Annotated in this window: 23 protein-coding genes; 9 read left to right on the forward strand and 14 right to left on the reverse strand. The window is 69.0% G+C overall.

What is annotated here, in order from left to right; all coding sequences use genetic code 11:
- Positions 1–2: 2 nt before the first annotated feature.
- Positions 3–908: a lipid A biosynthesis acyltransferase gene (locus QRN34_RS09125; protein ID WP_285403979.1), complete on the forward strand. Its 906-nt coding sequence runs from the start codon at positions 3–5 to the stop codon at positions 906–908.
- On the opposite strand, the gene QRN34_RS09130 is transcribed toward QRN34_RS09125, so the two are convergent.
- The 4 genes from QRN34_RS09130 to QRN34_RS09145 are packed head-to-tail and all read right to left on the reverse strand — an operon-like array spanning position 883 to position 5446.
- Positions 883–1209, reverse strand: coding sequence for a hypothetical protein (locus QRN34_RS09130; RefSeq protein WP_285403954.1), 327 nt, complete (start codon positions 1207–1209; stop codon positions 883–885). The two genes, QRN34_RS09125 and QRN34_RS09130, sit on opposite strands and share 26 nt — an antisense overlap.
- Positions 1206–3146, reverse strand: a complete 1941-nt coding sequence (locus QRN34_RS09135; RefSeq protein WP_285403980.1) for a glycosyltransferase family 39 protein — start codon at positions 3144–3146, stop codon at positions 1206–1208. Before QRN34_RS09135 ends, QRN34_RS09130 begins: the two co-directional genes overlap by 4 nt.
- 31 nt (positions 3147–3177) lie before the next feature.
- Positions 3178–4188 carry a glycosyltransferase gene (locus QRN34_RS09140; RefSeq protein ID WP_285403955.1) on the reverse strand — a complete coding sequence of 337 codons (1011 nt, stop codon included), beginning with the start codon at positions 4186–4188 and terminating at the stop codon, positions 3178–3180.
- Between the two features lies 1 nt (position 4189).
- Positions 4190–5446 (reverse strand): O-antigen ligase family protein, encoded by a 1257-nt coding sequence (locus QRN34_RS09145; protein WP_285403956.1) that lies wholly within the window; start codon positions 5444–5446, stop codon positions 4190–4192.
- A 162-nt stretch (positions 5447–5608) separates the two neighbouring features.
- Between QRN34_RS09145 and QRN34_RS09150 the strand changes: the two genes are divergently transcribed.
- Complete coding sequence (locus QRN34_RS09150) at positions 5609–6763, forward strand: glycosyltransferase (protein ID WP_285403957.1); 1155 nt, start codon at positions 5609–5611, stop codon at positions 6761–6763.
- Positions 6764–6778: 15 nt separating this feature from the next.
- Here QRN34_RS09150 and rsmB read toward each other — a convergent pair whose 3' ends face one another.
- Genes rsmB through def form a run of 3 tightly spaced genes read right to left on the reverse strand, consistent with a single transcriptional unit; the run spans position 6779 to position 9533 of the window.
- The gene (gene rsmB, locus QRN34_RS09155; protein ID WP_285403958.1) at positions 6779–8086 is read right to left on the reverse strand and encodes a 16S rRNA (cytosine(967)-C(5))-methyltransferase RsmB; all 1308 of its coding nucleotides are present in this window, start codon (positions 8084–8086) and stop codon (positions 6779–6781) included.
- Positions 8083–9027, reverse strand: coding sequence for a methionyl-tRNA formyltransferase (gene fmt, locus QRN34_RS09160; protein ID WP_285403959.1), 945 nt, complete (start codon positions 9025–9027; stop codon positions 8083–8085). Before fmt ends, rsmB begins: the two co-directional genes overlap by 4 nt.
- Before the next feature lie 2 nt (positions 9028–9029).
- Entirely contained in the window at positions 9030–9533 is a 504-nt protein-coding gene (gene def / locus QRN34_RS09165; RefSeq protein WP_285403960.1) for a peptide deformylase, read from the reverse strand.
- A 207-nt stretch (positions 9534–9740) separates the two neighbouring features.
- Here def and QRN34_RS09170 point away from each other — a divergent pair, with 207 nt between their 5' ends.
- The 7 genes from QRN34_RS09170 (at position 9741) to QRN34_RS09200 (ending at position 19996) form a co-directional block, all read left to right on the forward strand.
- Complete coding sequence (locus QRN34_RS09170; RefSeq protein WP_285403961.1) at positions 9741–10901, forward strand: LysM domain-containing protein; 1161 nt, start codon at positions 9741–9743, stop codon at positions 10899–10901.
- 61 nt (positions 10902–10962) lie between these two features.
- Complete coding sequence (dprA, locus tag QRN34_RS09175; protein ID WP_285403962.1) at positions 10963–12105, forward strand: DNA-processing protein DprA; 1143 nt, start codon at positions 10963–10965, stop codon at positions 12103–12105.
- A 100-nt stretch (positions 12106–12205) separates the two neighbouring features.
- The gene (locus QRN34_RS09180) at positions 12206–14758 is read left to right on the forward strand and encodes a DNA topoisomerase I (protein WP_285403963.1); all 2553 of its coding nucleotides are present in this window, start codon (positions 12206–12208) and stop codon (positions 14756–14758) included.
- 1 nt (position 14759) lies between these two features.
- Positions 14760–15329, forward strand: coding sequence for a Sua5/YciO/YrdC/YwlC family protein (locus tag QRN34_RS09185; RefSeq protein WP_285403964.1), 570 nt, complete (start codon positions 14760–14762; stop codon positions 15327–15329).
- Positions 15330–15345: 16 nt separating this feature from the next.
- Positions 15346–16710, forward strand: coding sequence for an AMP-binding protein (locus tag QRN34_RS09190; protein WP_285403965.1), 1365 nt, complete (start codon positions 15346–15348; stop codon positions 16708–16710).
- Between the two features lie 33 nt (positions 16711–16743).
- Entirely contained in the window at positions 16744–18024 is a 1281-nt protein-coding gene (gene purD / locus QRN34_RS09195) for a phosphoribosylamine--glycine ligase (RefSeq protein ID WP_285403966.1), read from the forward strand.
- A gap of 97 nt (positions 18025–18121) precedes the next feature.
- Positions 18122–19996: an MFS transporter gene (locus QRN34_RS09200; RefSeq protein WP_285403968.1), complete on the forward strand. Its 1875-nt coding sequence runs from the start codon at positions 18122–18124 to the stop codon at positions 19994–19996.
- Between the two features lie 60 nt (positions 19997–20056).
- Here the strand turns inward: QRN34_RS09200 and QRN34_RS09205 are convergent, their stop codons facing one another.
- The 7 genes from QRN34_RS09205 to QRN34_RS09235 form a co-directional block, all read right to left on the reverse strand.
- Positions 20057–20797, reverse strand: coding sequence for an RICIN domain-containing protein (locus tag QRN34_RS09205; RefSeq protein ID WP_285403969.1), 741 nt, complete (start codon positions 20795–20797; stop codon positions 20057–20059).
- 15 nt (positions 20798–20812) lie between these two features.
- Complete coding sequence (locus QRN34_RS09210; RefSeq protein ID WP_285403970.1) at positions 20813–21946, reverse strand: hypothetical protein; 1134 nt, start codon at positions 21944–21946, stop codon at positions 20813–20815.
- A gap of 139 nt (positions 21947–22085) precedes the next feature.
- On the reverse strand, positions 22086–22952 hold the full coding sequence (locus QRN34_RS09215; protein WP_285403971.1) for a beta-lactamase induction protein: 867 nt from the start codon (positions 22950–22952) through the stop codon (positions 22086–22088).
- 46 nt (positions 22953–22998) lie between these two features.
- Positions 22999–23940 carry an NAD(+) diphosphatase gene (gene nudC / locus QRN34_RS09220; protein WP_285403972.1) on the reverse strand — a complete coding sequence of 314 codons (942 nt, stop codon included), beginning with the start codon at positions 23938–23940 and terminating at the stop codon, positions 22999–23001.
- A gap of 13 nt (positions 23941–23953) precedes the next feature.
- Positions 23954–24340, reverse strand: a complete 387-nt coding sequence (gene erpA / locus QRN34_RS09225) for an iron-sulfur cluster insertion protein ErpA (protein ID WP_081916807.1) — start codon at positions 24338–24340, stop codon at positions 23954–23956.
- Positions 24341–24371: 31 nt separating this feature from the next.
- Positions 24372–24806 carry a polymer-forming cytoskeletal protein gene (locus QRN34_RS09230; protein WP_285403973.1) on the reverse strand — a complete coding sequence of 145 codons (435 nt, stop codon included), beginning with the start codon at positions 24804–24806 and terminating at the stop codon, positions 24372–24374.
- A complete protein-coding gene (locus QRN34_RS09235; RefSeq protein WP_285403974.1) occupies positions 24793–25539 on the reverse strand; it encodes a DUF6776 family protein in 747 nt (248 codons plus the stop codon). The genes QRN34_RS09230 and QRN34_RS09235 overlap by 14 nt, the downstream gene beginning before the upstream one ends.
- Between the last annotated feature and the right edge of the window lie 254 nt (positions 25540–25793).

Genomic DNA, 25793 nt, shown 5'->3' on the forward strand with positions numbered 1-25793 from the left:
GGATGCGCCCGGATATCTACGTTCTCTATCTCCTGCTGCGGCTGGTCAGCCTCTTCCCGTTGCGTACCGTCCATCGCGTCGGCGCGTGGATCGGTCGTCGTTCGTTGCGGTCCGGCTCGCGCAGTGCGCGCTACAGCGCGGTCAACCTGCGGCTCACCCGCCCCGCGCTCACCGAGGCGGAGCACCACGCGCTGCTCGTGCGCACCATGGAGGAGTCCGGCAAGTCGGTGACCGAGGTCGCGGCCATCTGGGGTGCCGGCGCCGACCGTTCGCTGGGCCTCGTGCGGGAAGTGGTCGGCGGCGACCTGTTCGAGGCGGCGCTGGCGTCCGGCAAGGGCACCATCGTCGCCGCGCCGCACCTGGGTTGCTGGGAGTTGCTCAACTACTGGTTGTGCAGCCGCACACCCATGGCGATCCTCTACCGACCGCCGCGCATCGCCGCCATCGAGGCCCTGCTGCGCAAGGTGCGCGGCAAGCTGGCGCCGGAGCAGGTGCGGGCGGAAGGCGCCGGCGTACGCACGCTGTTCAAGCGGCTGGCCGCGGGCGGCACCGTGGGCATCCTGCCGGACCAGAAACCCCGCGAGGGCGACGGCGAGTTCGCGCCGTTCTTCGGCGTGGAGGCGCTGACGATGGTGCTGCTGCCCCGGCTGGCGGCGCGCACGGGCGCCACCGTGCTCTTCAGCTTCGCCGAGCGCCTGCCGGACGGCCAGGGCTTCCGGATCCATATCCTGCCTGCGCCGGAAGGCCTCGACAGCACGGACCTGGGCGTGGCCTGCGCGGCGTTGAACCGCGGGGTGGAACAATGCGTGGAGCGCGCCTACCCGCAGTACCAGTGGCACTACAAACGGTTCACCGCCCACGACCGGCCGGATCCCTACAAGGTCAGCCCTTCCGCGAAAGGCGGTTGAGGAACACCGTCATTTCCTTGCCGGCCTGGATATCGCCACGCCGCGTGGCGGCCGCAACGCCTTCGCGCCAGGCTTCGGCCGCGGCGCTTTCGTTGTCTTCCGCCAGCAGGGCCTTGCCCAGCAGCTTCCACGCCGCCGAGTAGTCGCGATCGAACGTCAGCGCCTCGCGGAACGCGGCGGCGGCGTCGCGGTACATGCCGTCGCCCAGCAGGGCATTGCCGATCGAGAAGCGCAGCAGTGCGCCGTCGCGTGGGCCGCCCATTTGGGCGCGCAGGCGTTCGATCAGGGGATCGGGACTCATCGGAGTGCCGCCCGCGTGCGCCAGTAGTCCTGCGGATAGAGCATGGTCGGCTGCTTCGGCTCCGCGGGCACGCGGCCCGCCTGCAACGCGGCCAGCGTCGGCGCGTCCCAGATCATCAGCCAGCCGGTGCGCGAGGGCTGGATCAGGCGGGCGTAGCGGAAGGCCTCCGTCGGCGGATGCTTGGCATAGGACACGATCACGCCGTCAGGGTGGTGGTGCGCGAAGTCCTCCAGGCTGTCGCCGTTGTGTATGGCGGTGTCCTCGTCGTCTTCCACCGGTGTCGCCATGCCCGGCACCACGTTGATGCGGGCGATGGGATGCATCAGGCGACCGGCAAAGTGGTACTGCCCGTTGTACGACACGCCGAGGTTGCCGATCGGGTGCCCGGCGGCATCCGCCTGGGCAAGGTACTGCGATGCCGGCGCCAGGTCGTAGCGGTACCACACGCCCAGCGTGAACAGCGCATTGAGCGACACCGTACCGATCAGGCCGGCGAAGGCCAGCCGGCGCATCTCGCCGCGGCCGCGCAGCAACAGCAGCGCGCCCAGCACGATGAAGATCACACCGAAGAAGCGGGCATAGGGCGCCATGCCGGTCAGCCAGAGGTTGTCCGGGAAGCGCGAGGGCACCAGCGACGGCATGGCGAACAGTGCAATGGCGAGCACGAAGGCGCCGACAGACAGCGGCCACGTGCCCAGGACGTAGCGCGTGGCCAGGCCGGTATGCCGCTCGCGCAGGTCGGCGACCGACGCGGCCACCAGCATGGTGACGCCGGCCAGCTCGGGCAGCAGGTAGTACAACTGCTTGCCGGTGACCAGCGAGAACACCAGCAGCGACGGCAGCAGCCAGGCCAGCAGGAAGCGCAGCCCGGTTTCCAGCGGCTGGCGCATCAGCGCGACGAACAGCGGCACCACCACCAGCACCACCAGCAGCTTTTCCAGCAACGGCGGGAAGTGTGCCACCGCGGAAACCAGCGACAGCAGCAGCGCCACGACCGAGCAGGCGATGGCACCGCCGGTGCCCGCGCGCCACGGCCGGCGGAACAGCGTCATCGGCAGGGCCACGATGCCGCGCAGCCAGCCGCTCAGCGGAAACACGATGACCGGGAGGAACAGCAGGTAATACCAGGCGGGGCGGGCGTGGTTCTGAAGGTCGGCGGCATGCGTGTCGACCACGCGGCCGGCCGTCTGGGTGAAGAACAGCCGCTGGCGGTACGCCTCGCCGCCCGCCTCGCCGGCGGGCAGCGCCCAGGCCAGCAGGATGGCGAAGCCCAGCAGCAGGCCGAGCACGCCGAAGCCATACCAGCGCGCCTTGTGCTGGCGCGCCCAGTCGCTCCACAGCGGGCCCAGCAGCAGCGGGAACAGCACGTGCAGCGCCATCACCGGGCCCTTGGTCAGCAGACCGGCGCCGACGAACAGGCCGAACAGCCACCAGCGTGGCTCCGCACGCGTCGCCGTGGGCGTCAGGGCGAGCAGGGCCGCCAGCACCCACACCACCAGCAGCACCTCGTACATGATCTGCAGGCCGAACAGGAAGGCGTACGCCAGGCCCATCAGCAGCCACGGCGTGGCCTTGGCCACCCACGGACGTGCCGGAAAAAGCCGGCTGGCCAGCACCGAGGCCAGCACCAGCTGCGCGCCGCCGAAGATCACCTCGAGCACGCGCGGCCAGACATCGTTGACGCCGAACACCGCCCAGCCGGCATGGATCATCCAGAACAGCAGCGGCACCTTCTCGCTGTACGGCTCGCCGTTGATGTGCGGCACCAGCCAGTGGCCGTGTGCCCACATTTCCCAGGCGACCGCCAGGGTTCGCGTGGAAAACATCGGCATGGGGCCGTGGGAGAAGATCGCCAGCAACGCCATCGCGCCCCACAGCGGCAGCCAGGGCCAGAGGGCGCGAAGGTGTTCCGATCGGTTATAGGCGCTGTTGGACAAGGGCGTCGTCACCGCTGAAGGATCGGGAATTCTAAACGCTTCGGCGTGGTAGCAGCGTATCCAGCGCCCGGCCCAGGCGGGCGGGGAAGCCGGACTGGTTGGCTTCGTACCACGCCCGTGCCGCCCGGCCAAGGCTTTCGACCTCGGTATCGGGCATGCGGATGGCGCGCTCGACGCAGGTTTCCAGCGCCTTTTCGTCGAAGGCCCACAGCGTGGCTGCGTTGAGCGTGCCGTTTTCGTGCGCGGCCACCCGGAGCCCACGGGTGTCGTCCACCAGCTCGTTCATGGGGGCGCCGTCCGTGGCCAGCACCACGGCGCCGCAGCTCATGGCTTCCGCGATGTAATGGCCCCAGCCCTCGGCCTCGGAGAGGCAAAGGTGGAAGCGATGCGTGTTCTGCAGGCGATGGATGGCTTCGGCATCCGCCAGGTAGGTCACCTGGTGGTCGAGGTTGGCCGGCGCGGGCGTGCGCCCGGGCGCGGCCACCGAAGGCGATTGCAGCACGTGCAGCATCGGCCACTCCGGATGCCGGCGCCAGATGTCCAGCAGTCGCTCGGTGCCCTTCATGCGGCTGCCTCCCGCCAGATGGAGGAACTCGCGGTCGCGCGGCAGGCCGTCCCGGCGGCAGTCCGCGCTGAGGAAACCGATGTGCGCGACAGGCAGTCCCATCGCGCCGAACGTGGCCATCGCGCTGTGGGTCTTGCACAGGATGGCGTCGAAGCGCGGCAGGTGGCGGCGATCCCGCTGGCTCATCCACTCCGGATTGGGGATGAGCGCGTTGCGGCGTGACATCGGCAGGTAGCCCGGATGCACGTGCTCGATCGTGATGCCCAGGTCGTAGCGTCGCGGGCCGCGCCCGGTCAGCCAGCGCGCGACCATGGCGGCTCGCTGCGCCCAAGCGCGCCAGGGCCAGCCGCTGTTGCGCTGGGGCGCGCGCGTCACGGTCACCTGATGGCCGAGGCCGCGCAAGGCGTTTTCCACCAGCCGGATGTCGTGGGCAAGCCCTCGGCCGTTGTCCCAGGCGATGAGGTTGACGTGGGCCATGTCAGAGCGGCCCGGCGACCGCGCGCCGCCGCTCCCGCACGCGCGCCACGTGCACGGCCAGGCCCAGGGTCAGGAAGAAGAACAGCGAGTGCGGCATGGCCCGGTAGAACACGTTGTCGGTCAGCCCGCACAGCGCATACATGGCGGTGGTGGAAAACCCCGCACAGGCCGGCATCGCCACCGTGTTGTCGGGATTGAGCGCATGGCGCCCGAAGTACCCCAGCGAGCAGCCGAACAGCGCCACCAGGATGAGCAGGCCGGGAACGCCGCCGGTAGCGGCCCATTCGAGGTATTCGCTATGCGGGTGGGTGTAGCGCTCCACGGACGGATTGACCTTCCCGTCGGCGATGCGCGCCCGGGTGAAGCTACCGAACTGGTTCATGCCCACGCCGGTCAGCGGATGCGCGATCACCGCCATGCGGGCGGCACGCCACATTTCCAGGCGCTCGCGCACGGCGCCGGTGGCGTCCTGTTCGCTGTAGGTGGCCACCTCGTCCTTGACCGCGGCCAGGCGTTCCACCATCTCGCCGTGCAGCGTGGTGGCCGCGAGGCCGGCCGCGCCCACACCGATCACCAGGGCCAGCACGCTCTGCCGCCAGCGGCCGGTGCGCCGGCCCTGGATGAGCATCAGCGCGGCGAACACCGGCACGAAGGCCAGCAGCGGACCACGGCTCTGGGTCAGCAGGGCGCCGTAGAAAGCGAGTGCGGCGAACACGGCGTGCATCGCCCGTTCGCGCGGGCGCAGCTCGCCACGCAAGGCCTGCAGGATGGCGACGAGGGCCAGCGTCAGCATGAACATGCCGAACTCGATCGCGCCCCATTCGCCGTTGTTAAGGCCGTAGACGCGGTCGATGCCTTCGACGTAGTGCTGTTCGAGGCAGATCAGGCCGAGCACGCCGGCCGAACTGCTGAAGCCGATGCGCACGACCGCGGTGCGCAGGGGCAGCGCGAACGTGCCGGCGATCACCATGAAGGCGAGCATGTGCGAGGTCACGTCGAACTCGCGCCAGTCCACGCCGTGGGCGCCGACGTTGACGCCCCAGAACACCAGCGCGATGGCGGCCGGTACGACCACCGGCGCGGCGCGACGATATGCGCGCCTTACGTCCGGGCGTGCCGCGATGGCCCACAAGCCGGTGAGGAACAGGATCAGTGCGGGCAGCGCCTTGGCCTTGACCGGCACGGCGAAGGACAGGGGCATGATCGCGATAAGCAGCGAGACGATCCACGCGCGCCACGGATTCGGTTGTTCGAGCACTCGGCACCTGTCGGAATCGGAACGGTGCGGCGGCTTCGCCGGCACCGGCTCGTGCCGCCGGGGCGGCGCGAGGGCATGGTACTTTAACGGATCGCGGATGCCTCTCCGTGGGCATCCCGGTGAGCGGCGCCAATTCAGCTTCCGTAAGGACCTGCCCCGCGCATGAAGCTCCTGTTCACCAACTTCCATGCCGGCGACGGCGGCGGCCATACGACCTACCTCATCGCGCTGGCGCGCGGGCTGTGCGGGCGCCATGAGGTGCATGTGGCCGCCCCGCCGGGCAGCCGCCTCAACCGTGAAGCCCGGCGCCTGCCCGGCGTGCATGTGCTGGACCAGCCCTTCCCGAACGGCCTGGGCAAGCTGCCCGCGCGCCGTCGCGCGCGCCATCAGTTGGCCGCCTACCTGGCTGACCACCGTTTCGAGCTGGTACACGTCAATGGCTCCGCCGACCACCGCCTGGTCATGGCGGCGGCTCGCGGGTTGCCGCGCCGGCCGCCCATCGTGCTGACCAAGCACAACTCCAAGCCGATGACCGGTATTGGCCATGCCTGGCGGGCGCGGGCCGGTACCGACGGCGTGATCGCCGTATGCGACTACGTGCGGCGCCAGGTCATGGCCTCGCCGTATGCCCGCTGCCGCGTCGCCACCGTGTTCAACGGCGTCGATATCGACCGTTTCGCCCCGCGCCCGGCCGACCCGGCCCTGCGCCAGGCCTGGCTGGCCCCGGACGGCGCGCCCGGCGCGCCGGTGCCGCTGCTGATCGGCAGCAACGCCGGTACATCGCGCTACAAGGGCTGGATGGACCTGGTCGAGGCGCTGGGGTCGCTGGCACCGGAATGGCGCGATCGCCTGCGCGTGGTGCTGGCCGGTGCGCTGCCCGACGAGGCGGACCGCGCCCGTATCCAGGCCCTGGGGCTGGCCTCGCACGTGCACTTTGCCGGCCTGCTGGACGACGTGCGGCCGCTGGTGGCGGCCCTCGACGCAGGTTTCGTGCTGTCCTGGGACGTGGAGACCATTTCCTTCGCCTGCCGAGAGATGATGGCGATGGAAAAGCCGGTGCTGGTCAGCGATTACGCGGGCCTGCCCGAGAACGTCGATGAAGGCCGCGACGGCTGGGTCGTGCCGGCGCGGAATCGCCAGGCCATCGCCGCGGCGCTGCGCCGGCTGGTGGAACAGCGCGACAGCCTGCCGGCGATGGGCTTCGCGGCGCGTGCCCATGCGGAAGCCGCGTTCGGCCTTGATCGCTTCATCGACGGCACCGAGGCGTTCTATCGCGAGGTCAGGCTGGCCAGCCTGCCGGGTGCGGCACCGGCCTGAGCCCGGCCGACCCGGTCAGCCGGTCTTGCGCAGCAGCGCGTAATACATGCCGTCCAGGTCGCCATCTCCCGGCAGGATCTGCCAGCCGATGGCGGCGGCCTGGCCCACCGGGAGGGTGAACGGCACCACGGTGGCGTCGGTGCGCTCGCCGAGGAACGCGCCGACCACGCCCTCGTTCTCGGCGCGCAGCAGCGAGCACGTGACGTAGAGCAGGGTGCCACCCGTGGCGAGCGTGTCCCAGCAGGCGGCCAGGATGCGCCGCTGCTGCGCCACCAGCGCGGGGATGTCCGCGGCGCGACGATGCAGCCGCACATCGGGCCGGCGGCGGATCACGCCGGTGGCCGAGCACGGGGCGTCGATCATCACGCGGTCGAACGGACGGCCGTCCCACCACGCGGCGGTATCGCCGGCATCGCCCACCACTACCTCGGCGGCCAGGCCGAGCCGGTCGAGGTTCTGCCGGATGCGCGGTGCCCGGCGGCTTTCGGATTCCACGGCCAGCAGGGTGACGTCCGCCCGCTCCAGCGCATGGCAGGCCTTGCCGCCGGGTGCGGCGCAGGCGTCGAGGACGCGCTGGCCGTCCGCCAGGTCGAGCAGGTCGGCCGGCACCTGCGCGGCCCCGTCCTGCACGGCGAAATGGCCCGCGGCGAAGCCGGGCAGGCGGGTCACGTCGGTGCTGTGCGGCAGCACCAGGCCATCGGCCAGCCAGTCATGCGGCTGGATATCCTGCCCGGCCTCGCGCAGCGTGGTCGCCAAGGCGCCGCGGTCGGTACGCCGGCGGTTCACGCGCAGCATCAGGGGCGGCTCGTGGTTGGCGGCGGCCATGATCTCGTCGGCGCGTCCGGGCCAGTCGTGCGCCAGGGCCGAGGCCAGCCAGGCAGGATGGGCGTGGCGCGTGGCCGGCGTGGCATCCAGCTCGGCCAGCAGGGCCTCGCGCTCGCGCAGCCAGCGACGCAGCACGGCGTTGGCCATGCCCGCCAGGCGCGGGCGGCGCAACTCGCGTACGGCTTCCACGGTGGCGGCCACGGCCGCGTAGCCCGGCATCTGCAATACCTCGAGCTGCACCAGCGCGGTGACCAGCAGCGCGTGGACGGCCGGCTCGTTGCGCCGGATGGGCTTTGCCAGCAGGCGATCCAGCGCCGCATCGAAGCGTGGCCACCAGCGCGCGCCTTCGTGCAGCAGCGCGGTGAGCAGGGCGCGATCGCGCGGGTCAGCCAGCCGTGGCAGCGCGCGGTCCGCCACCTCGCGCAGCGAATGCCCGGAAAGGGCGATGCCGGCCAGCGACTCGGCGGCCAGGGCGCGAACCGAAATGGCCTGGCTCACGGACGCGCCTGCTTCAGCTCCGGGCGCGCGTTGAGATAGTCGGCGGCGCCGATCCGGCGACCGCCGGCGCGCTGTACGGCCAGCAGGCGCAGTGCGCCCTGGGCACAGGCGATGTCGATGCCGTCGCGCGAGGCGCGAAGCACCTCACCGGGGGGACTCCCCGGGGTGCCGTCGATGGCGCGCGCGGACCAGATGCGCAGGCGCTCGCCGGCCACCTCGGCCTCGGCCACCGGCCAGGGGTCGAACGCCCGCACCTTGCGCTCCAGCGCGTCGGCGGGCTGCGTGAAATCCAGGCCGGCTTCGGCCTTGTCGAGCTTGTGGGCGTAGGCCACGCCTTCAGCATCCTGGGCACGGGCCGCAAGGACCTCGCCGGCCATCGTGCGCCGCAGCCCTTCCACCAGCGCATCCGCGCCCAGGGCCGCGAGCCGGTCGTGCAGGCTGCCGCCGGTGTCGTCCGCCGCGATGGGGGTGCGCCGTTCGACCAGCACCGGGCCGGTATCCAGGCCCGCTTCCATCTGCATCAGGTCGACGCCCGATTCGGCATCGCCGGCCAGGATCGCCCGCTGGATGGGTGCCGCGCCACGCCAGCGGGGCAGCAGCGAGGCATGCACGTTCCAACAGCCCAGCGCGGGGATGGCCAGCACCTTGCGGGGCAGGATGAGGCCGTAGGCGACCACGACCATTAGATCGGGCGCGTAGGCGGCCAGGCGATCGCGGTCGGCCTGGGCCTTGAACGATTCGGGTTGTTCCACCGGTACGCCGGCCGCCAGCGCCGCTTCCTTGACCGGGCTGGCCGCCAGCTTGCGGCCACGGCCGGCGGGGCGGTCGGGCTGGGTGTAGGCGGCCACGACCTCGGCGCCCGATGCACGGCAGGCGTTGAAACAGGGAACGGCGAATTCGGGTGTTCCGGCGAACACCACGCGCAACGGACGGATGGCCACGCTCAGGCGCTGGCCTTGCGCTGCTTTTCCATCCGCTTCAACAGCATGCCGCGCTTGAGCGGCGACAGGTAATCGACGAAGACCTTGCCCGCCAGGTGGTCCATCTCGTGCTGGATGCACACCGCGAGCGGGCCTTCCACATCGACGAGAACGGGGTTGCCGTCGGCGTCCTGGGCACGGACCTTCACGTGCAGGGCGCGGGTGACATCGGCGTAGATGCCCGGGAACGACAGGCAGCCTTCCTGGTAGACCTGCTGGCCGTCCTTCTCGACGATCTCGGGGTTGATCAGCACCATCGGCTCGTTGCGATCGTCGCTCATGTCGGCCACCAGCAAGCGCTGGTGCACGTTGACCTGCGTGGCGGCCAGGCCCACGCCGTTGGCGGAATACATGGTCTCGTACATGTCGGCCACGAACTGCTTCAGTTCGGCATCGAACACGGTGACCGGGGCCGCGACGGTGCGCAGGCGCGGGTCCGGGAACTCGAGGATGGTGAGGATCGACACGGTGTCACCTTGAACGTCTGCGCGGGCCACTGCGGCACCGGATAGCCGACACATTGCGGGCGGATCGGCGGAAACCAAGCAGGGGCAAAGGTAGGATGAGCCTGTATTCTACGCGCGCGCCGGGGACGGGGCGAGTCACGCCGAGTATTGTGCCCCTTAACGATTCAGTTACACTCGCGACAGCACCGGGGAAGGGGGAAATCCCGCATGATCAAGAAGTTCGCCATGCTGCTCGCCGGCATGTTCTTCACCGTGGCTGTCTACGCCGCGGCTGCCCAGCTACGCCCCGATCATCCGGATACCTACACGGTCCGCCGGGGCGACACGCTGTGGGATATTTCCGCGCGATTCCTGAGCAAACCGTGGTTGTGGCCCGAGATCTGGCAGGCCAATCCCCAGGTCCGCAATCCGCACCTCATCTATCCGGGCGATGTCCTGAACCTGTCGATGTCCGTCGGCAGCGGTCCGCGTCTGAGCATGGAGCCCCGCGTGCGCAGCGAGGGCGACGCCGTTCCCGCCATTCCGCTCGCCGACCTGCGTATGTTCCTCAAGGAAATGCGGGTCATGGGCGCGGACGACGTGGATCGCCTGCCCTACCTGGTCGGCTTCGAGGAGTCGCACCTGCGCGCGTCGCCGGGTAACAAGATCTACGCCCGCGACCTGGATTCGGCCCTGCCGGGCCAGCGCTGGGCCATCGTCCGCCCGTCCAACCGCTTCCGCGACCATGGCACGTATGCCGGCGACAAGGACATGCTCAACAATCCCAGCCACGGCGCCTTCGTGGCCGACGAGCTGGACAGCGACGCCTCGATGGCGCCCAGCCCGTGGCGCGAGGATTCCCGCCACGACACGCACACCGGCCGTGGCGTGGATCGCGGCGTGGAAGTGTCCGTCATCGGCACCGCCGAGGTGATCGCGGTGCAGCCCGAGCACAACGTGGCCAGCCTGGTCCTGGTCGACTCCACGCAGGAGATCCGCAAGGGCGACCGCCTGATGCAGGTGGACGACAAACCGTACGATCCCTATTTCTACCCGCACGCGCCGAAGGGCCTGCCGCGGGACGGCCGGGTCATCGGCATCGCCGATGGCAATTTCGCCGGCAGCCGCCAGGTGGTGTCCATCTCCGCGGGCTCGGCCGATGGCGTGGACAACGGCACCACCTTCACCGTGATGGACCAGGGTGAGGTCATCCCCGATGAAGTGGGCGGCAACTACGAGCGCCGCGACACCTCCCGCAAGGTCAAGCTGCCGGATGAATTCGCCGGCCACCTCATGGTGTTCCGCACGTTCGACCACGTCAGCTACGCCCTTGTGATGGACGCCTACCGTCCGATCAGGAAGGGCCAGAAGCTGGTCATGCCGGAATAACGGCGACACCGACGGGTCGTTCGCCGATAGCCAGCCCGGCCGGAGTGTCTACACTGGCCGGATGACCGACACCGACGACCTCCGCGCCTGGCTGATCCTCCTGCGCACACCCGGCGTCAGCGCCCGACAGCTGCGCGAGGGCCTGCAGGCCCGCGGCAGCGCCCCCGCGCTGCTCGCCTGGCTGCTGCGACACACCGAGGCGCTCGACGCGGAAAGCCAGGCCTGGCTGGAGCGGCCTGACGAAACCGCCCTGGCCGGCGACCTCGCCTGGGTGAATGGCGGCGACGACCAGCGGCTGCTGCTGTGCACGGAGGAAGATTTCCCCCCACAGCTGGAAGCTATCCCCGACCCGCCGGCCGCGCTGTTCGTCAAGGGCGATGCCACCTTGCTGCTGCGTCCGCAGGTCGCCATCGTGGGCGCGCGAAAGGCCCAGGCACCCGGCCTGGCCAATGCCCGCCGGTTCGCCGCCGGCCTGGCCGAAGGGGGCCTGGTGGTCACCAGCGGCATGGCCGACGGCATCGACGGCGCTGCCCACGAGGCCGCCCTGGATGCCGGTCAGCCGACCATCGCCGTCATCGGCACCGGCCCGGACCGGGTCTATCCGCCGAAGCACCACGCCCTGGCCCGGCGCATCGCCGCCCAGGGGGCCATCGTCAGCGAGTATTCGCCGGGCACCAACGGCGTGGCCTACCACTTTCCCCAGCGCAATCGCATCATCGCCGGGCTCAGCCTGGGGGTGGTGGTGGTCGAGGCCGGGCTGCGCTCGGGCTCGCTGATCACCGCCCGGGTCGCCGGCGAGCAGGGCAGGGACGTCTTCGCCCTGCCCGGTTCCATCCATAATCCGCTGGCCGAGGGCTGTCACGCGCTGATCGCCGATGGCGCCCGGCTGGTCCAGCGGCCGGACGAAGTGCTGGCCGCGCTGGCGCCGGCCGCCATGGAACTGGGCGCCCAGCTGCGTGAGCGGCTGGCCGCCGACCAGGCCGCACCGGCCACCGCCCGGTCCAGGCGCGCTCCGTTCGACTGGCGGGCCGATGAGGAATATCGCCGCCTGCTGGACGTCATGGGGTACGATCCCGCTTCTCTGGACGCCCTGGTGGGCACGACGGGGCTCGCCGCCGGGCCGCTGTCGTCCATGCTGCTGATTCTCGAACTGGAAGGCGAGGTCGCCTGCCTCCCTGGAAACCGTTATCAGCGCGTGATGTAAGCACGTGCCGCTTGACAGGCATCCCGGCGTTATGGTCCCACTAAATATATACATACCCTGGGGCCCCCTGGCCCCGGCGGTTTTCGGAATCGGTTAACGCATGGCAAAGAACCTGCTCATCGTCGAGTCGCCCGCCAAGGCCAAGACGATCAACAAGTACCTCGGCACGGATTTCCAGGTGCTGGCGTCGTACGGCCACGTGCGCGATCTTCGGCCCAAGGAGGGCGCGGTCGATCCCGAGCACGGCTTCGCCATGGCCTACGAGGTGATCGAACGCAACGAGAAACACGTCGATGCCATCGCCAAGGCGGCCAAGGCCGCCAGCAGCATCTACCTCGCGACCGACTTGGATCGCGAAGGCGAGGCCATCTCCTGGCACATCAGCGAGATCCTTCGCGAGCGCGGCCTGCTCGAGGGCAAGGACGTGCAACGGGTGGTGTTCAGCGAGATCACCCCCAAGGCCATCAAGGAAGCCGTGGCCAACCCGCGCAAGCTCTCGCACGACCTGGTCGATGCCCAGCAGGCGCGCCGCGCGCTGGATTACCTGGTCGGCTTCAACCTGTCGCCGGTGCTCTGGCGCAAGGTGCAGCGGGGCCTGTCGGCAGGGCGCGTGCAGTCGCCCGCGCTACGCATGATCGTCGAGCGCGAACTGGAAATCGAAGCCTTCCGGGCGCGGGAGTACTGGACCATCCAGGCCAACCTCACGCACAAGGACGGCGCCTTCGACGCCCGCCTGGTCCGCCTGGACGGCAAGAAGTTCGAGCAGTTCGACCTCACCAACGAGGCCGATGCGATGTCGGCGCGCACTGCGCTGGAACAGGCCGCGGCCGGCAATTTCACTGTCGGTGAGGTCACCAGCAAGGAGCGCAAGCGTCGCCCGGCGCCGCCGTTCACCACCTCCACGCTGCAGCAGGAGGCCGCGCGCAAGCTCGGTTTTTCCACCAGCCGCACCATGCGTATCGCCCAGGGCCTCTACGAAGGCGTCGGCCTGGGCAGCGAGGGCAACGTCGGCCTGATCACCTACATGCGTACCGACTCCGTGGCCCTGTCCAACGACGCCACGACCGAACTGCGCGAGCTGATCGCCAACGAATACGGCAGGAACGCCTTGCCCGACGCGGTGCAGGCCTACAAGTCCAAGTCGAAGAACGCGCAGGAAGCGCACGAGGCCATCCGCCCCACCTCCGCCATGCGCACGCCGCGCAGCGTCGGCTCGTTCCTCAACGACGACCAGCGCAAGCTCTACGAACTCATCTGGAAGCGCACGGTCGCCTGCCAGATGGTCCACGCCACGCTCAACACCGTCTCGGTGGAGTTCCCCGTGGCCGACTCCGCGTTCCGTGCCACCGGCACCACGGTGATCGACCCGGGCTTCCTCGCCGTTTACGAGGAAGGCAAGGACCAGAAGGGCGATGAAGACGACGACCAGCGCCGCCTGCCGCGCCTGACCCAGGGCGAGGTCGTGCCGGTCGCCGCCATCGCGGCCGACCAGCATTTCACCGAGCCGCCGCCGCGCTTCTCCGAAGCCAGCCTGGTCAAGACGCTCGAGGAATACGGCATCGGCCGTCCGTCCACCTACGCCAGCATCATCCAGGTGCTGCTCAGCCGCGAATACGTGCTCCTGGAAAGCCGCCGGTTCAAGCCGACCGATGTGGGTCGCGCCGTCAGCCAGTTCCTTTCCGGCCACTTCGCCCAATACGTCGATTACGACTTCACCGCCCGGCTCGAAGACGAACTGGACGCGGTCAGCCGTGGCGAAGAAGCCTGGGTGCCGCTCCTGGAGCGGTTCTGGCAGCCGTTCAAGACGCTGGTGGACGACAAGACCGAATCGGTCGACCGCAACGAGGCAACGGGCGCGCGCGAACTCGGTGACGATCCGAAATCCGGCAAGCCGGTGTCGGTGCGCCTGGGCCGCTATGGCGCTTACGCGCAGATCGGCAGCAAGGACGACGAGGCCAAGCCCACCTACGCCAGCCTGCGTCCCGGCCAGAGCATGCACACCATCACGCTGCCGGAGGCGATGGAACTGTTCAAGCTGCCGCGCAACCTGGGCCAGTCGGAGGCGGGCGACGAGGTCACCGTCGGCGTGGGCCGGTTCGGTCCCTTCGTGAAGCAGGGCAGCATGTATGCCTCGCTCAAGCCGGAAGACGACCCTTACACCATCGAGCTGCCGCGGGCTTTGCAGCTGGTGCAGGAGAAGCTCGAGGCCATCGCCAACCGCATCATCCTGGACTTCGGCGACGGCGTGCAGGTGCTGAACGGTCGCTACGGTCCGTACATTACCGACGGCGAAAAGAACGCGCGCATCCCCAAGGACAAGGAGCCGAAGTCGCTGACCGAAGCCGAATGCCGTGAACTGCTGGCGGCCGCGCCGATCAAGAAGCCGCGCGGCGGCCGTGCGGCGAAGAAAACCGCGACGAAGAAGGCCGCTGCAAAGAAGGCGACCACGAAGAAGGCCGCGGGCGACGCGCCGGCGAAAAAAACGGCCGTAAAGAAAGCGGCGGCGAAAAAGTCCGGCGCGAAGAAATCCACGGCGAAGAAAACCGCCGCAAAGAAGACAGCTGCGAAGAAAGCGTCCGCGACGAAGAAGACGGCAGCGAAGAAGGCCGCCGGCACTGCGGCGTCCAAGACGGCGTCGCCCGCCGCGGACTGACATGCGACGCATCGCTCTCGCCGATGTCGCCCTGGCCGCTGCCCGGCTTCGCGAGGGCGGCGTGCTCGCCTACCCGACCGAGGCCGTGTTCGGCCTCGGTTGCGACCCGCACGACCGGGCGGCCTTCGAGCGGATCTTCGCGCTCAAGGGGCGCCCCTCGTCGCTGGGCGTGCTGCTCATCGCCGCGGATTTCGATCAGGTTCGCCCCTACATCGACGTCGGCGCCGTGCCGGCGCAGGTCCTCGAGGATGTGCGTCAGTCGTGGCCCGGGCCGCATACCTGGGTGTTCCCGCGCAGTGGCGATGTGCCCGACTGGGTCGCCGGTGGCCATGCCGGCATCGCGTTGCGCGTGACCGCGCATGCGCCCTCCGCCGCGCTGTGCCAGGCGTTCGGTGGGCCGCTGGTATCCACCAGCGCCAATCCGCACGGCCAGCCGCCCGCGCGCGACCTCGCCACGCTGGAACACTACTTCGGCGACCGCCTGGACGACGCCCTGGACGCCCCGCTGGGCGACCAGTCGCGTCCCACCACCATCCGCGACGCCTTGACCGGCGCTATCATCCGCGCCTGAAACAGGGGGAACCACCGTGTCGACCGCTTGCGAACTCTCCGGCCGTGAAAACGCGCCCAGCCTGCCGCTGCTGATCGGCGCGCCCTCGCGCGTGGTCGCCTGGCGCGACGGTCGCCCCGTCACCGTGTCGACCTTTCTGGCCCATGTGCGCCAGGTGGCCGCGCTGCTTCCCGAGGCGGGCAGTGCCGTCAACCTCTGCGAGGACCGCTACGCGTTCCTCGTCGCCTTCGCGGCACTGATCGTGCGCGGCCAGACCAACCTGCTGCCACCCTCGCGCGCCACGCATGCCGTGGACGAAGTGATGGCCAGCCATGCCGGCTCGTACGCCATCGGCGAGCGGCTGCTGGATCCTTCGCCGGCCGGCTACGTGTGCATGCCCGTGCTGGACGATGCCGCATCGTCGTCCGATCCCGTGCCCGCGATCCCCGCCGATGCGGTGGTCGCGATCGGGTACACCTCCGGCTCCACCGGCAAGCCGAAGCCCAACGTGAAGACGTGGGGCAGCTTCGCCGCCAGCAACGCCGGTAACGCCGGCATGCTCGTGGGCACCATCGGTCGCGCCTTCGATGTGGTGGCCACGGTGCCCCCGCAGCACATGTACGGCATGGAGATGTCGGTGGTGATGCCGCTGCTGTCGGAAGTCAGCGTGCACTCGGGGCGTCCCTTCTTTCCCGCCGACGTCGCCACCGCCCTGGCCTCGATGCCCGAGCCCCGGGTGCTGGTGACCACGCCGGTGCACCTGCGCGCGCTGGTGGAGTCCGGCGTCACGTTGCCCGGCCTTGCCGCCTTCGTTTCCGCCACGGCGCCGATGCCGGTGGAGCTCGCCCGTGCCGCGGAGGCACGTTTCGGTGCGCCGTTGCACGAGGTGTTCGGCTCCACCGAGACCTGCGTCTTCGCCAGCCGCCGCACCGCGACCGACGATCACTGGTCGCTGTACCACGGCGTCACCCTGCACCCGCAGCCGGACGGCACGCTGGTCGATGCGCCGCAGCTGGCGGAGCCGATCGCCCTGGCGGACATCGTCTCGCTGCACGACGAGGGACGCCGCTTCCAGCTTCGCGGCCGCAACACCGATCTGCTGGAGATCGCGGGCAAGCGCGCCTCGCTGGGCGACCTCAACCGCCGGCTGCTCGACATCGACGGCGTCCAGGACGGCGTGCTGTTCCAGCTCGACGACGCGGACGCCTCGGGTATCCGCCGCATCGCCGGGTTGGTGGTCGCGCCGGGCATGACCGAGCAGGCCGTGATGGCGGCGCTGCGCCGCTCGATGGACCCGGTGTTCCTGCCGCGCCCGTTGCGCCTGGTGGATGCCTTGCCGCGCAACGAGACCGGCAAGCTGCCGCGGGGCCCGCTATTGCAGATGCTGGCGGCGCGCGGCTGATAGAATTCCGGGCTACTTGCCCGGAGAAACAGCATGAAGGTCCTCGTTATCGGCGGCGGTGGTCGCGAACACGCGCTGGCGTGGAAACTCGGCCAGTCCAACCGGGTGGACGAGGTGATCGTCGCGCCCGGCAACGCAGGCACCGCGCACGAGCCGGGCCTGCGCAACGTGCCCATCGCCGTGACCGATATCGATGCGCTCGTGGCGCTGGCCAGGGACGAAGGCGTCGGCCTGACCGTGGTCGGGCCGGAGGTGCCGCTGGTCGCCGGCGTCGTCGACCGCTTCACCGCCGCCGGGCTGCGCTGCTTCGGTCCGTCCGCCGGCGCGGCACAGCTGGAAGGCAGCAAGGCCTTCGCCAAGGCGTTCCTGGCCCGTCACGGCATCCCCACGGCGCACTATGCGGTGTTCACGCAGCTGGCGCCGGCCCTGGAGCACGTGCGCGGCACCGGGGCGCCCATCGTCATCAAGGCGGACGGCCTGGCCGCCGGCAAGGGCGTCGTGGTCGCCATGACGCTGGCCGAGGCGGAGGCGGCGCTGGAGGACATGCTCGGCCAGCAGGCCTTCGGTGACGCCTCGTCGCGTGTCGTCATCGAGGAATTCCTCGAGGGCGAGGAAGCCAGCTTCATCGTCATCGCCGACGGTCGCCATGCGCTGCCCATGGCCACCAGCCAGGACCACAAGCGTCGCGACGACGGCGACCTCGGCCCGAACACGGGCGGCATGGGCGCCTATTCGCCAGCACCGGTGGTCACCGACGAGGTCTCGGCGCGCGTCATGCGCGAGATCATCCAGCCCACGCTGGATGGCATGCGTGCGGATGGCGTGCCCTTCACCGGGTTTCTCTACGCGGGCCTGATGATCGACGCCACCGGCGCGGCCAAGGTCATCGAGTTCAACGTGCGTTTCGGCGATCCGGAAACCCAGCCGATCATGCTGCGCCTTCGCTCCGACCTGGTCGACCTGGTCGAGGCGGCGCTCGACGGGGCGATACGCGAGGCCAGCGCCGACTGGGATTCGCGACCCGCGCTCGGCGTCGTTCTCGCCGCGGGAGGGTATCCGGGCAAGGTGCGCGCGGGGGACGCGATCACCGGTGCCGACGGCGATTTCGGTATCGACGTGAAGGTATTCCACGCCGGCACGGCCCAGGACGACCAGGGCCGACCGGTGACCGCCGGCGGTCGCGTGCTGACCGTCTGCGCGCTTGGCGACGACCTGGCACAGGCGCGTGGCCGGGCGTATGCGGCGGTGGAACGCGTCCACTTCGCGGATGCGTTCCACCGTCGCGACATCGCCCATCGGGCTTTCGATCGCTGATAAACGGTTCGATGTCGCGGCCCCAGCGGGCCGCATCGACGTCCTGGGTCCGGCAACGCTGCGATACACTGCGTCGACCTACCGAGGCGGCCATGGCATGTCCCAGTTTTCACTTCTTGCCAGGCGGCGGTTCGCGCCGTTCTTCTGGACGCAAGCCCTGGGCGCGTTCAACGACAACGCGTTCCGCAATGCGATGGTCATGCTGGTTGCCTTCCAGATGGCGCTGCCCGACGCCCAGGTCTCGCTGTATACGAACCTCGCGCCCGCACTGTTTATCCTGCCGTACTTCCTGTTCTCGGCGACGGCGGGTCAACTGGCGGAGAAGTTCGAGAAGACGCGAATCATCCGCTACGTGAAGTTGTTCGAGATCGCGGCGATGACCATCGCCGCCGTGGGCTTCTTTACCCACCACGTGTCCCTGCTGCTGGTGGTGCTGTTCCTCATGGGCGTGCATTCGACCGTGTTTGGCCCGATCAAGTACTCGATCCTGCCGCAGGCGCTGGAGCGGACCGAGCTGGTCGGCGGCAACGCGCTGGTGGAGACCGGCACGCAGCTGGCGATGCTGGTCGGGATGATCGTCGGCAACGCGTTGATGCTCATCGCAGGCTATGGCACGTTGGCCGCGTCGCTCACGACCATCGCGATCGCCGTCGTCGGCTACCTCGTCAGCCGGTCCATTCCGGAAGCCCCGGCGACCGCTCCCGGGCTCCGGTTCAACTGGAACCCGCTGAGCGAAACCTGGCGCGTGCTCAAGATCACCCATGCCGACCGCGCGGTGTTCAACGCGGTGCTCGGCATTTCATGGTTCTGGTTCTTCGGCACCGTGATGATCGCCCAGCTACCCAATTACACGCGCCACGTGCTTGCTGGCGACGGCTCGGTCAATACGCTCGTGCTTACGTTGTTCTCGCTCGGTACGGGGATCGGTTCGCTGCTGTGCGAACGGTTGTCGAACAAGCGCGTGGAGATCGGCCTGGTGCCGATCGGCGCCTTCGGCCTCACGGTGTTCGCGGTGGACCTGTTCTTCGCCCGGCCGGGCGTGACCCCGGGCCTGTCGCTGGGCTGGACGGCATTCCTCGCTGCACCGGGTGCATGGCGGGTGGCGTTCGACCTGACGATGATCGGCGCGTTCGCCGGCTTCTACGTGGTGCCGCTGTTCGCCTTCGTGCAGAGTCGCGCGCCGAGGGAGCGGCTTTCGCGGGTGATCGCGGGCAACAACATCGTCAACGCAGTGTTGATCTGCATCGCGTCGGGATTCGGCATCGGACTGACCGCACTGGGCCTCGACACGCCGACGATTTTCCTGGTCACCGGGCTGGTCAACATTGCGGTGGCCGCATACATCTTCACGCTCGTACCCGAATTCATGATGCGCTTCATCACCTGGGTGCTCGTGCACACGCTGTACCGCATTCGCGTGCAGGGGCTGGAAAACGTGCCCGACGAGGGCGCCGCCCTGGTCGTCTGCAACCATGTGAGCTTCATGGACCCGTTGATCCTGATGGCCAGCGTGCGACGGCCGATGCGCTTCGTCATGTATCACCGGATCTACGACCTGCCGGTTCTCCATTTCGTCTTCCGCACCGCCAGGGCGATTCCTATCGCCGGCCGCCACGAGGACGAGGCTTTACTCGCCGCGGCCTTCGAGGCGATCGACCAGGCGCTGGCCGAAGGCGAGGTGGTCTGCATCTTTCCCGAAGGCGGGCTGACCAAGGATGGCTCGATCATGCCCTTCCGCCCCGGGGTGGAACACATCCTCGCCCGCCGCCCTGTGCCGGTGGTGCCGCTGGCGTTGCGGGGGCTGTGGGGAAGCATCTTCAGCCGGCGTGACACGGCGCTGGGCCGAACCCGCCTGCCACGTCGCTTCTGGTCCAGGATCGAACTCGTGGGCAGCGTGCCCACGCCGGCCGCGCAGGCGACCGCCGCGTCGCTGCACGCGCGGGTGGATGAACTTCGTGGTGACCGCGCCTGAAGCCGTCGGCGTCGAGACCTGCCACAGTCTCCGGACCGGGGCATCAGGCGCGGGCGCGGTTTACTTGCGCACCAGGACGGGCTGCCAGCGCTCGTCCGCGCTCACCTCGCGATAGGCCAGGTAGCTTTCCGGGACCGGTGGTGAGACGGTAGCGAGCCGCGGAATCACGTCGCCGGGCGTCGGCTTGTTCGGGTAGGACGACCAGGGACGTAGCAGCGGATGGCTGTCGTTGGACACGATGACCTGATGCAGGGCGGGATCGAACTTGGCATTTGGACGTCCGCCGCGGACATGCAGGCGCCAGTGGTTGCCACCCGCATAGCGCGAGTGGATGCGATCGGCCGACCATGACCACTGCTTGTTGAGCGAGGGGCTGTCGCAGTCGGACACCACCACCTCGCCGCTGGTTTCCTCCGCGGTGAGGCATCGCTTGCTTGCCCGGTTGCGATATGTGCCGTCCAGCTCCAGCATCCACTGCTGCCCGCGATTGGCCTCGCCGCGGTCGCAGGCCGCCATCACGACGTCGGGCCGACCGGCATCCGGCTGGGTAAGGCAGGCGCCCGTGCCCGCCAGCGACTGCAACCGCACGACCGGCTGACGCGCCAGGAACGGCGAGTCCATCGATACGCGTGTCGTGAGCTCCATGACGGACTCCTCGTCGTCCTCGATAGCGGAATCGTTTTCCAGCGTGTCGTAGACGCGAGTGGAGACATCGGCGCGTGTGGTGACGACGAGGTCGCCATCGCGATCACCCTGGATGCGCCATGTCGAGGCCATTTCGAGCGTGGCGCTCTTCATCATCGGCGTGGCTTTCCTCTAGGAAAGCAGCGAGGCGTTATGGTTCTCGCCATCCTTGAAATAATCGATGTCGCTGGCAATATCGTTCGCCAGCGGGAATGCCCAGCTCACGGCACGTGATTGCCCGATCGTCACCGGGGCGACGTGCGTCGTGTAGTCCTTGAGTGTCATGGTGACCGACTGGGTCTCCATGCGTTCCCTGCCACTGGAGAGCGTCACGGGAAGTTTGCCCACCGACGGGGCCCCGACGCTGGCGAGGGCGGCGAGGACATCCGGCGTGGCGCTGAGGTTGCTCGATGCCTTGATGCTGAGCGAGTGGTTGACCGTGCGCTCCTTCACGCCATCGGAGATGGGGGCATATTCCTGCAGCGTCACCAGGGAGGCATTGTCGGCGAAGTTGAGCCCGGTCGTGACGCGATAGCGGTCGGGGATGAGCAGGTAATAAGACTTGCCGCCCGGATTGGGTGCGCCGTTCCACCAGGTGCCGCGGCGCGATGGGGCCTGGTTGACCTGTGTCTTGACGATGACCACCTTGTCGTCTCGGCTCGGGGTGACGTCGCGCATGACTTTGATGTCGTGGAAGATCCGGCGGCCATCGGCGAACGGCTTGTCCACCCACAGTTGCAGTGACGGGGTATAGCTTCCATCGTCCAGCTTGTCCGCGGCGTTCAATCCCTCGACCTGGCGGGCCAGACGTGCCGGTCTCGACCGAGCGTCCTTCGGCGAGGAACGGGCAAACCAGTCCGTCACGCGTGCGGTCGCGTCTTCGACGGACATCGCATCGTCGATGACCATCACGTCCAGCACCCCGTCGGGAGAGCGTCGATAGACCGACATGCCGGACTGGCCGGCGAAACCGAACATCGCTCGTTCCGTGTCGCCCGTGTCGTTCCGGCTTACCAGTATCCCGTCGCCGAGCAGAAGCGCGTCCGCCACGAGTTCACGAACCTCCCGCGACGCCAGTTCGGTGCTGGTCAGCCAGAGCAGCCGCGCCTTTGTCTCCGCTCCGGCCAGGTGGGGAAACGAGAAGTGGGAGGCCGATGTGCGTTGTCCGTCGGCGGCTAGCGCTGTGCCGAGTTCGGAGAGCCGAAGATAGACGGGAGGAGCGGATGTTGATGCGGGCGACGCGACGGCATGACCGACGGTGCCCATGAGGGCGAGACTGAGACACAGGGAGAGGGGATGACGCATGCCAGTTCCTTGGCGGTGGGGGGAGCCCGCAGCATCGCAATGTCTAACCGGACTCTTCTGTAGGAAAACCCCGATAAGTGAGTATGTGTTCGCTGCAGTCTCAGGCCACCCATGCCGCCAGCACGATCACCGCGACCACGGCCATCCAGACCACCAGCACGCGTCGGATCACCCGGCGGGCGTCCTCCAGTTCGACCAGCGGATCGCTGACATCTTGCGCATAGCCGTCGCCGGCTTCGACATCGGCATCCACGCCGGCGCGGGCGACCGCGCCGAGGAAATCCGGCTCCAGCCGTGAGCGTGGACTGCCCGAGGTGTGGTGCCACTGTTTCCATGCACCGATGACCGCGTCGAAGTCGGACACCAGGGCCATGGCGAAGACCATGAGGTGGGCGGGGAGCCAGTCCAGCGCGTCGGCCAGGCGATGTGCCGACGTACGCGTGGCGCCGTCCAGCGACACCGAGGCGTCGCGTCCCAGCACCTGCGCCAGTCGATAGCCCAGCGCGCCGGCGGGGCCCAGCAGCAGGAACCACAGCAGGACGCCGAACCGGCGGCGCAGGGCGCCGTAGAACGCGGCCTCGACGAGGGCGGGCGCGTACCAGGGCAGGGTCGCTTCGTCATGGCGCAGTGCGTTCAGGGCTTCATCGCGGCGCAAGGGATCGGCGGCGCGCAATACGGCATCGATATCGGTTTCGATCTCGCGCGGGCCCAGGGCATAGGTGAGCACGACGATGGCGAAGACCAGCCAGGCCAGATCGAAGAAGGGCAGCGAATAAAGCAGTCCCGAGATGATCGCGGCCAGGGCGACGGGTACCAGCAGCAGCACCGCCACGCGGCCGGGGCCGGACAGGTCGCCCGTGCGCGCGGCCCAGCCGCGGAACCAGCGGTCGTCTCGCCAACGCGCGAGGCGGGGCACGCTCCAGACGACGACCAGGGCGATGAGGATGGCGAGGAGGCGTATGGCCATGGCGAGCGCAATCCGTAGATGGATGACTCGATTGTAGGCGAAGAACTCAGTGGCGCGGCGCGTCCGCCAGCAGCTGCTCGAGCGATACCTGCCGTTGCGCCAGCCAGTGCTCGATCAGCCGGTACGACACCGACAGCGGCGGTGGCACGCCCAGTTCGCCGGAGCGTATGCCGGCGGCGATATCGTCGGCGGTGAACCAGCGGGCGTCTTCCAGCTCATCGTCGCGGAGCACGATCTTGCGGGTTTTCGCGGTAGCGGTGAACCCGACCATCAGCGATGCGGGCATGGGCCAGGGCTGCGACGAGTGGTACGTGGCGTGCAACACCTCCACGCCCGATTCCTCGCGCACCTCGCGCTTCACGGCATCCTCCAGCGATTCACCCGGCTCGATGAAACCGGCGAGCGTGGAATAGCGACCCGCCGGCCACCCGCGTTGCCGGCCGAGCAGGCAGCGGTCGCCGTCCTCCACGATCACGATGATGGCCGCGTCCGTGCGCGGAAAATGCATGTGCGGGCCATCGGGGTTGGTGCATTGCACGCGATGGCCCGACGCCACGACGAGGGTCGGTGCCCCGCAGAGGTTGCAGAACCGCATCTGCCGCTGCCAGTGCGCGATGCCCTTGGCGAAGGCGAACAGGCCCGCCTCGAAGGCCGGAAACACCAGCCCGGCCTCGCGCAGGGACATGCGTCGGGCGGCGGTCAGGTCGATGAACGTCGCGGCGTGTGCTTCGTCCAGTACCAGCGCGAACCACGCGTTGCCCTCGGCCAGGCCCAGCAGGGTGGACGGCACATCGCCGAAGCGCTCGGCGCGCATGGCGGGGGGCATCCACTCCGGCAGATCGGCCTGGGCGGCCACAAAGGCCTGGCCCTCGCTGTCCAGCACGAGGAAACGGGAGTCGGGTGCGCGTTCGATCTCTTCGACCCAGACCCGATCCTCACGGCGCTCGGCCATGCGGTCGATCTGGAGCCCCGCGAAAACATTGCTCACGCGGTGGTGCCGCTCATGCGCTGAACGAGGAGCCGCAGCCGCAGGTCGTCTTCGCGTTCGGGTTGCGAATGACGAACTGCGAGCCGCTGAACGATTCCGCGTAGTCGATCTCGGCGCCCGTCAGGTATTGCAGCGACAGGGGATCGACCACCAGCGTCACCCCTTCGCGGGACACGGCCAGGTCGTCTTCGGCTTGTTCCTCGTCGAAGGTGAACCCGTACTGGAAACCCGAGCAGCCGCCACCGCTGATATAGACACGCAGCTTGAGCGACGGGTTGCCTTCTTCGTCGATCAGCTCGTGCACCTTGCGGGCCGCGGCCTCGGTGAAGATGAGGGGCGCACCCGCCGTGCGGTAATCCGGCGCGGATGCCGACGGAGCCATGGGGAAGGGGTTGTTCATGCCGTCCATAATGGCGCCGATCGGCGACAGGTCAAGCCTCGGATGCCACCGGCGCCGCGGCGATGGCCGCCTGGGCCAGCTGGCGGACCGTCACCGGGCCGCGGTGGATCATCTTGCCGTTCACCTGCGCGCCGGCCGCCATCTCCAGCACCTGGTAGTGCACATCCCCCTCGATGCGGGCCAGCGGCGCCAGTTCCAGGCGTTCGGCAGCGTCGATATCGCCGGTGACCGCGCCGTTGATGACCGCATGCGGTACCTCGATGCGCCCGACCACGCGGCCGGTCTCACTGATGGTGAGCACGCCGTCGCTGCCCGCCTCGGCGTGGACGGCGCCTTCCACGGTTCCATCCAGATGCAGGTTGCCGTTGAACGACACGTCGCCCCGGATGACTACGCCACGGGCGATCAGGCTCGTCGCCGCGGCATTGACCGCCGGCCCCTGCGTTTTCCCCTTAGTGCTGAACATCGCTAGCCTCGTCGTTGCGTGTGACATCGGTCCAGGACAGCGTGGCGGCGACCTCTTCCTGGCCGGCGCCCTTCGCCTGCAAGCGGAGCCGGGTCGGCTGGAAGCCGGTCGGCAGCGTGAAGCTGCCCTGGACCTGTTGAAAATACCGGAAGGCGAACGGCAGGCCCTCCCCGGAAACGGCCAGCCCGAGCGCGGGGCCTTCCAGCGTGCGCACCGTGTTGTCCTGGATACCCTCGACGGCAAGGCGCAGGTCGCCCTTGACCGGATCGCCGCCCCGGGCGCTGCGTGTGAGGGTGACCACCAGGTTCCACGCGTCCGCGCTGCCCCTGACCGCTGTGGCCCGGGCTCCCTGGATCTTCAGGCCGTCGCGCTGGCCGCCGTTGCCCACCAGTCGCGTGTAGAACGCCAGGTCGGCGCGAAGGCCGCTTATTTCCTCGTCGCGCTCGGCGAGGTTGCGCCGAAGTTCCCTGGCGGCAATCTCGGCGACCTGGCTGTCGCGCTGCCCGTTGGCGACCTTCTGGCGCAGCGCCTCGCCTTCGGCATCGCCGCTCGCCGCCGTGGCCGATGCGCCAAGGCGATGCGGCTGCCGCGCGCTGACCGCAGCCCAAGTCACCAGTGCCACGGCCACCAGGCTGCCCAGCCAGGCGGCCAGCAGCAGGAGGCGCTTGCGCCGCGCCGCCGAGAGGTCCTCGAGGCGACGTACGACGAAGCGGGGTGGGTGGCGTGACGCCATGGGCGAGTCCGTGGAGAATGCGTGAAGGCCGAATGGTATCGCCTTGGCGGCTCCGGGCGAAAAGTTCGTTGCGTATGGCCGTGGTGTTGGTGGGCTCGCCTTCGGCATCGCGTTTGGCTTTGGAGCCTTGGAGCCTTGGCGCCTTGGAGCCTTGGAGCCTTGGCGCCTGGAGCAAGAGCCGGCGGGTAGCCCCCTCGGTGCCACGCCTGCGGCGACCCGGATGAAAGGCCGCTGGCGCGGCCGTGTACCTGGTT

Origin of the sequence: Luteibacter sp. ME-Dv--P-043b, from assembly GCF_030209605.1 — a bacterium.
Classification (GTDB): domain Bacteria; phylum Pseudomonadota; class Gammaproteobacteria; order Xanthomonadales; family Rhodanobacteraceae; genus Luteibacter.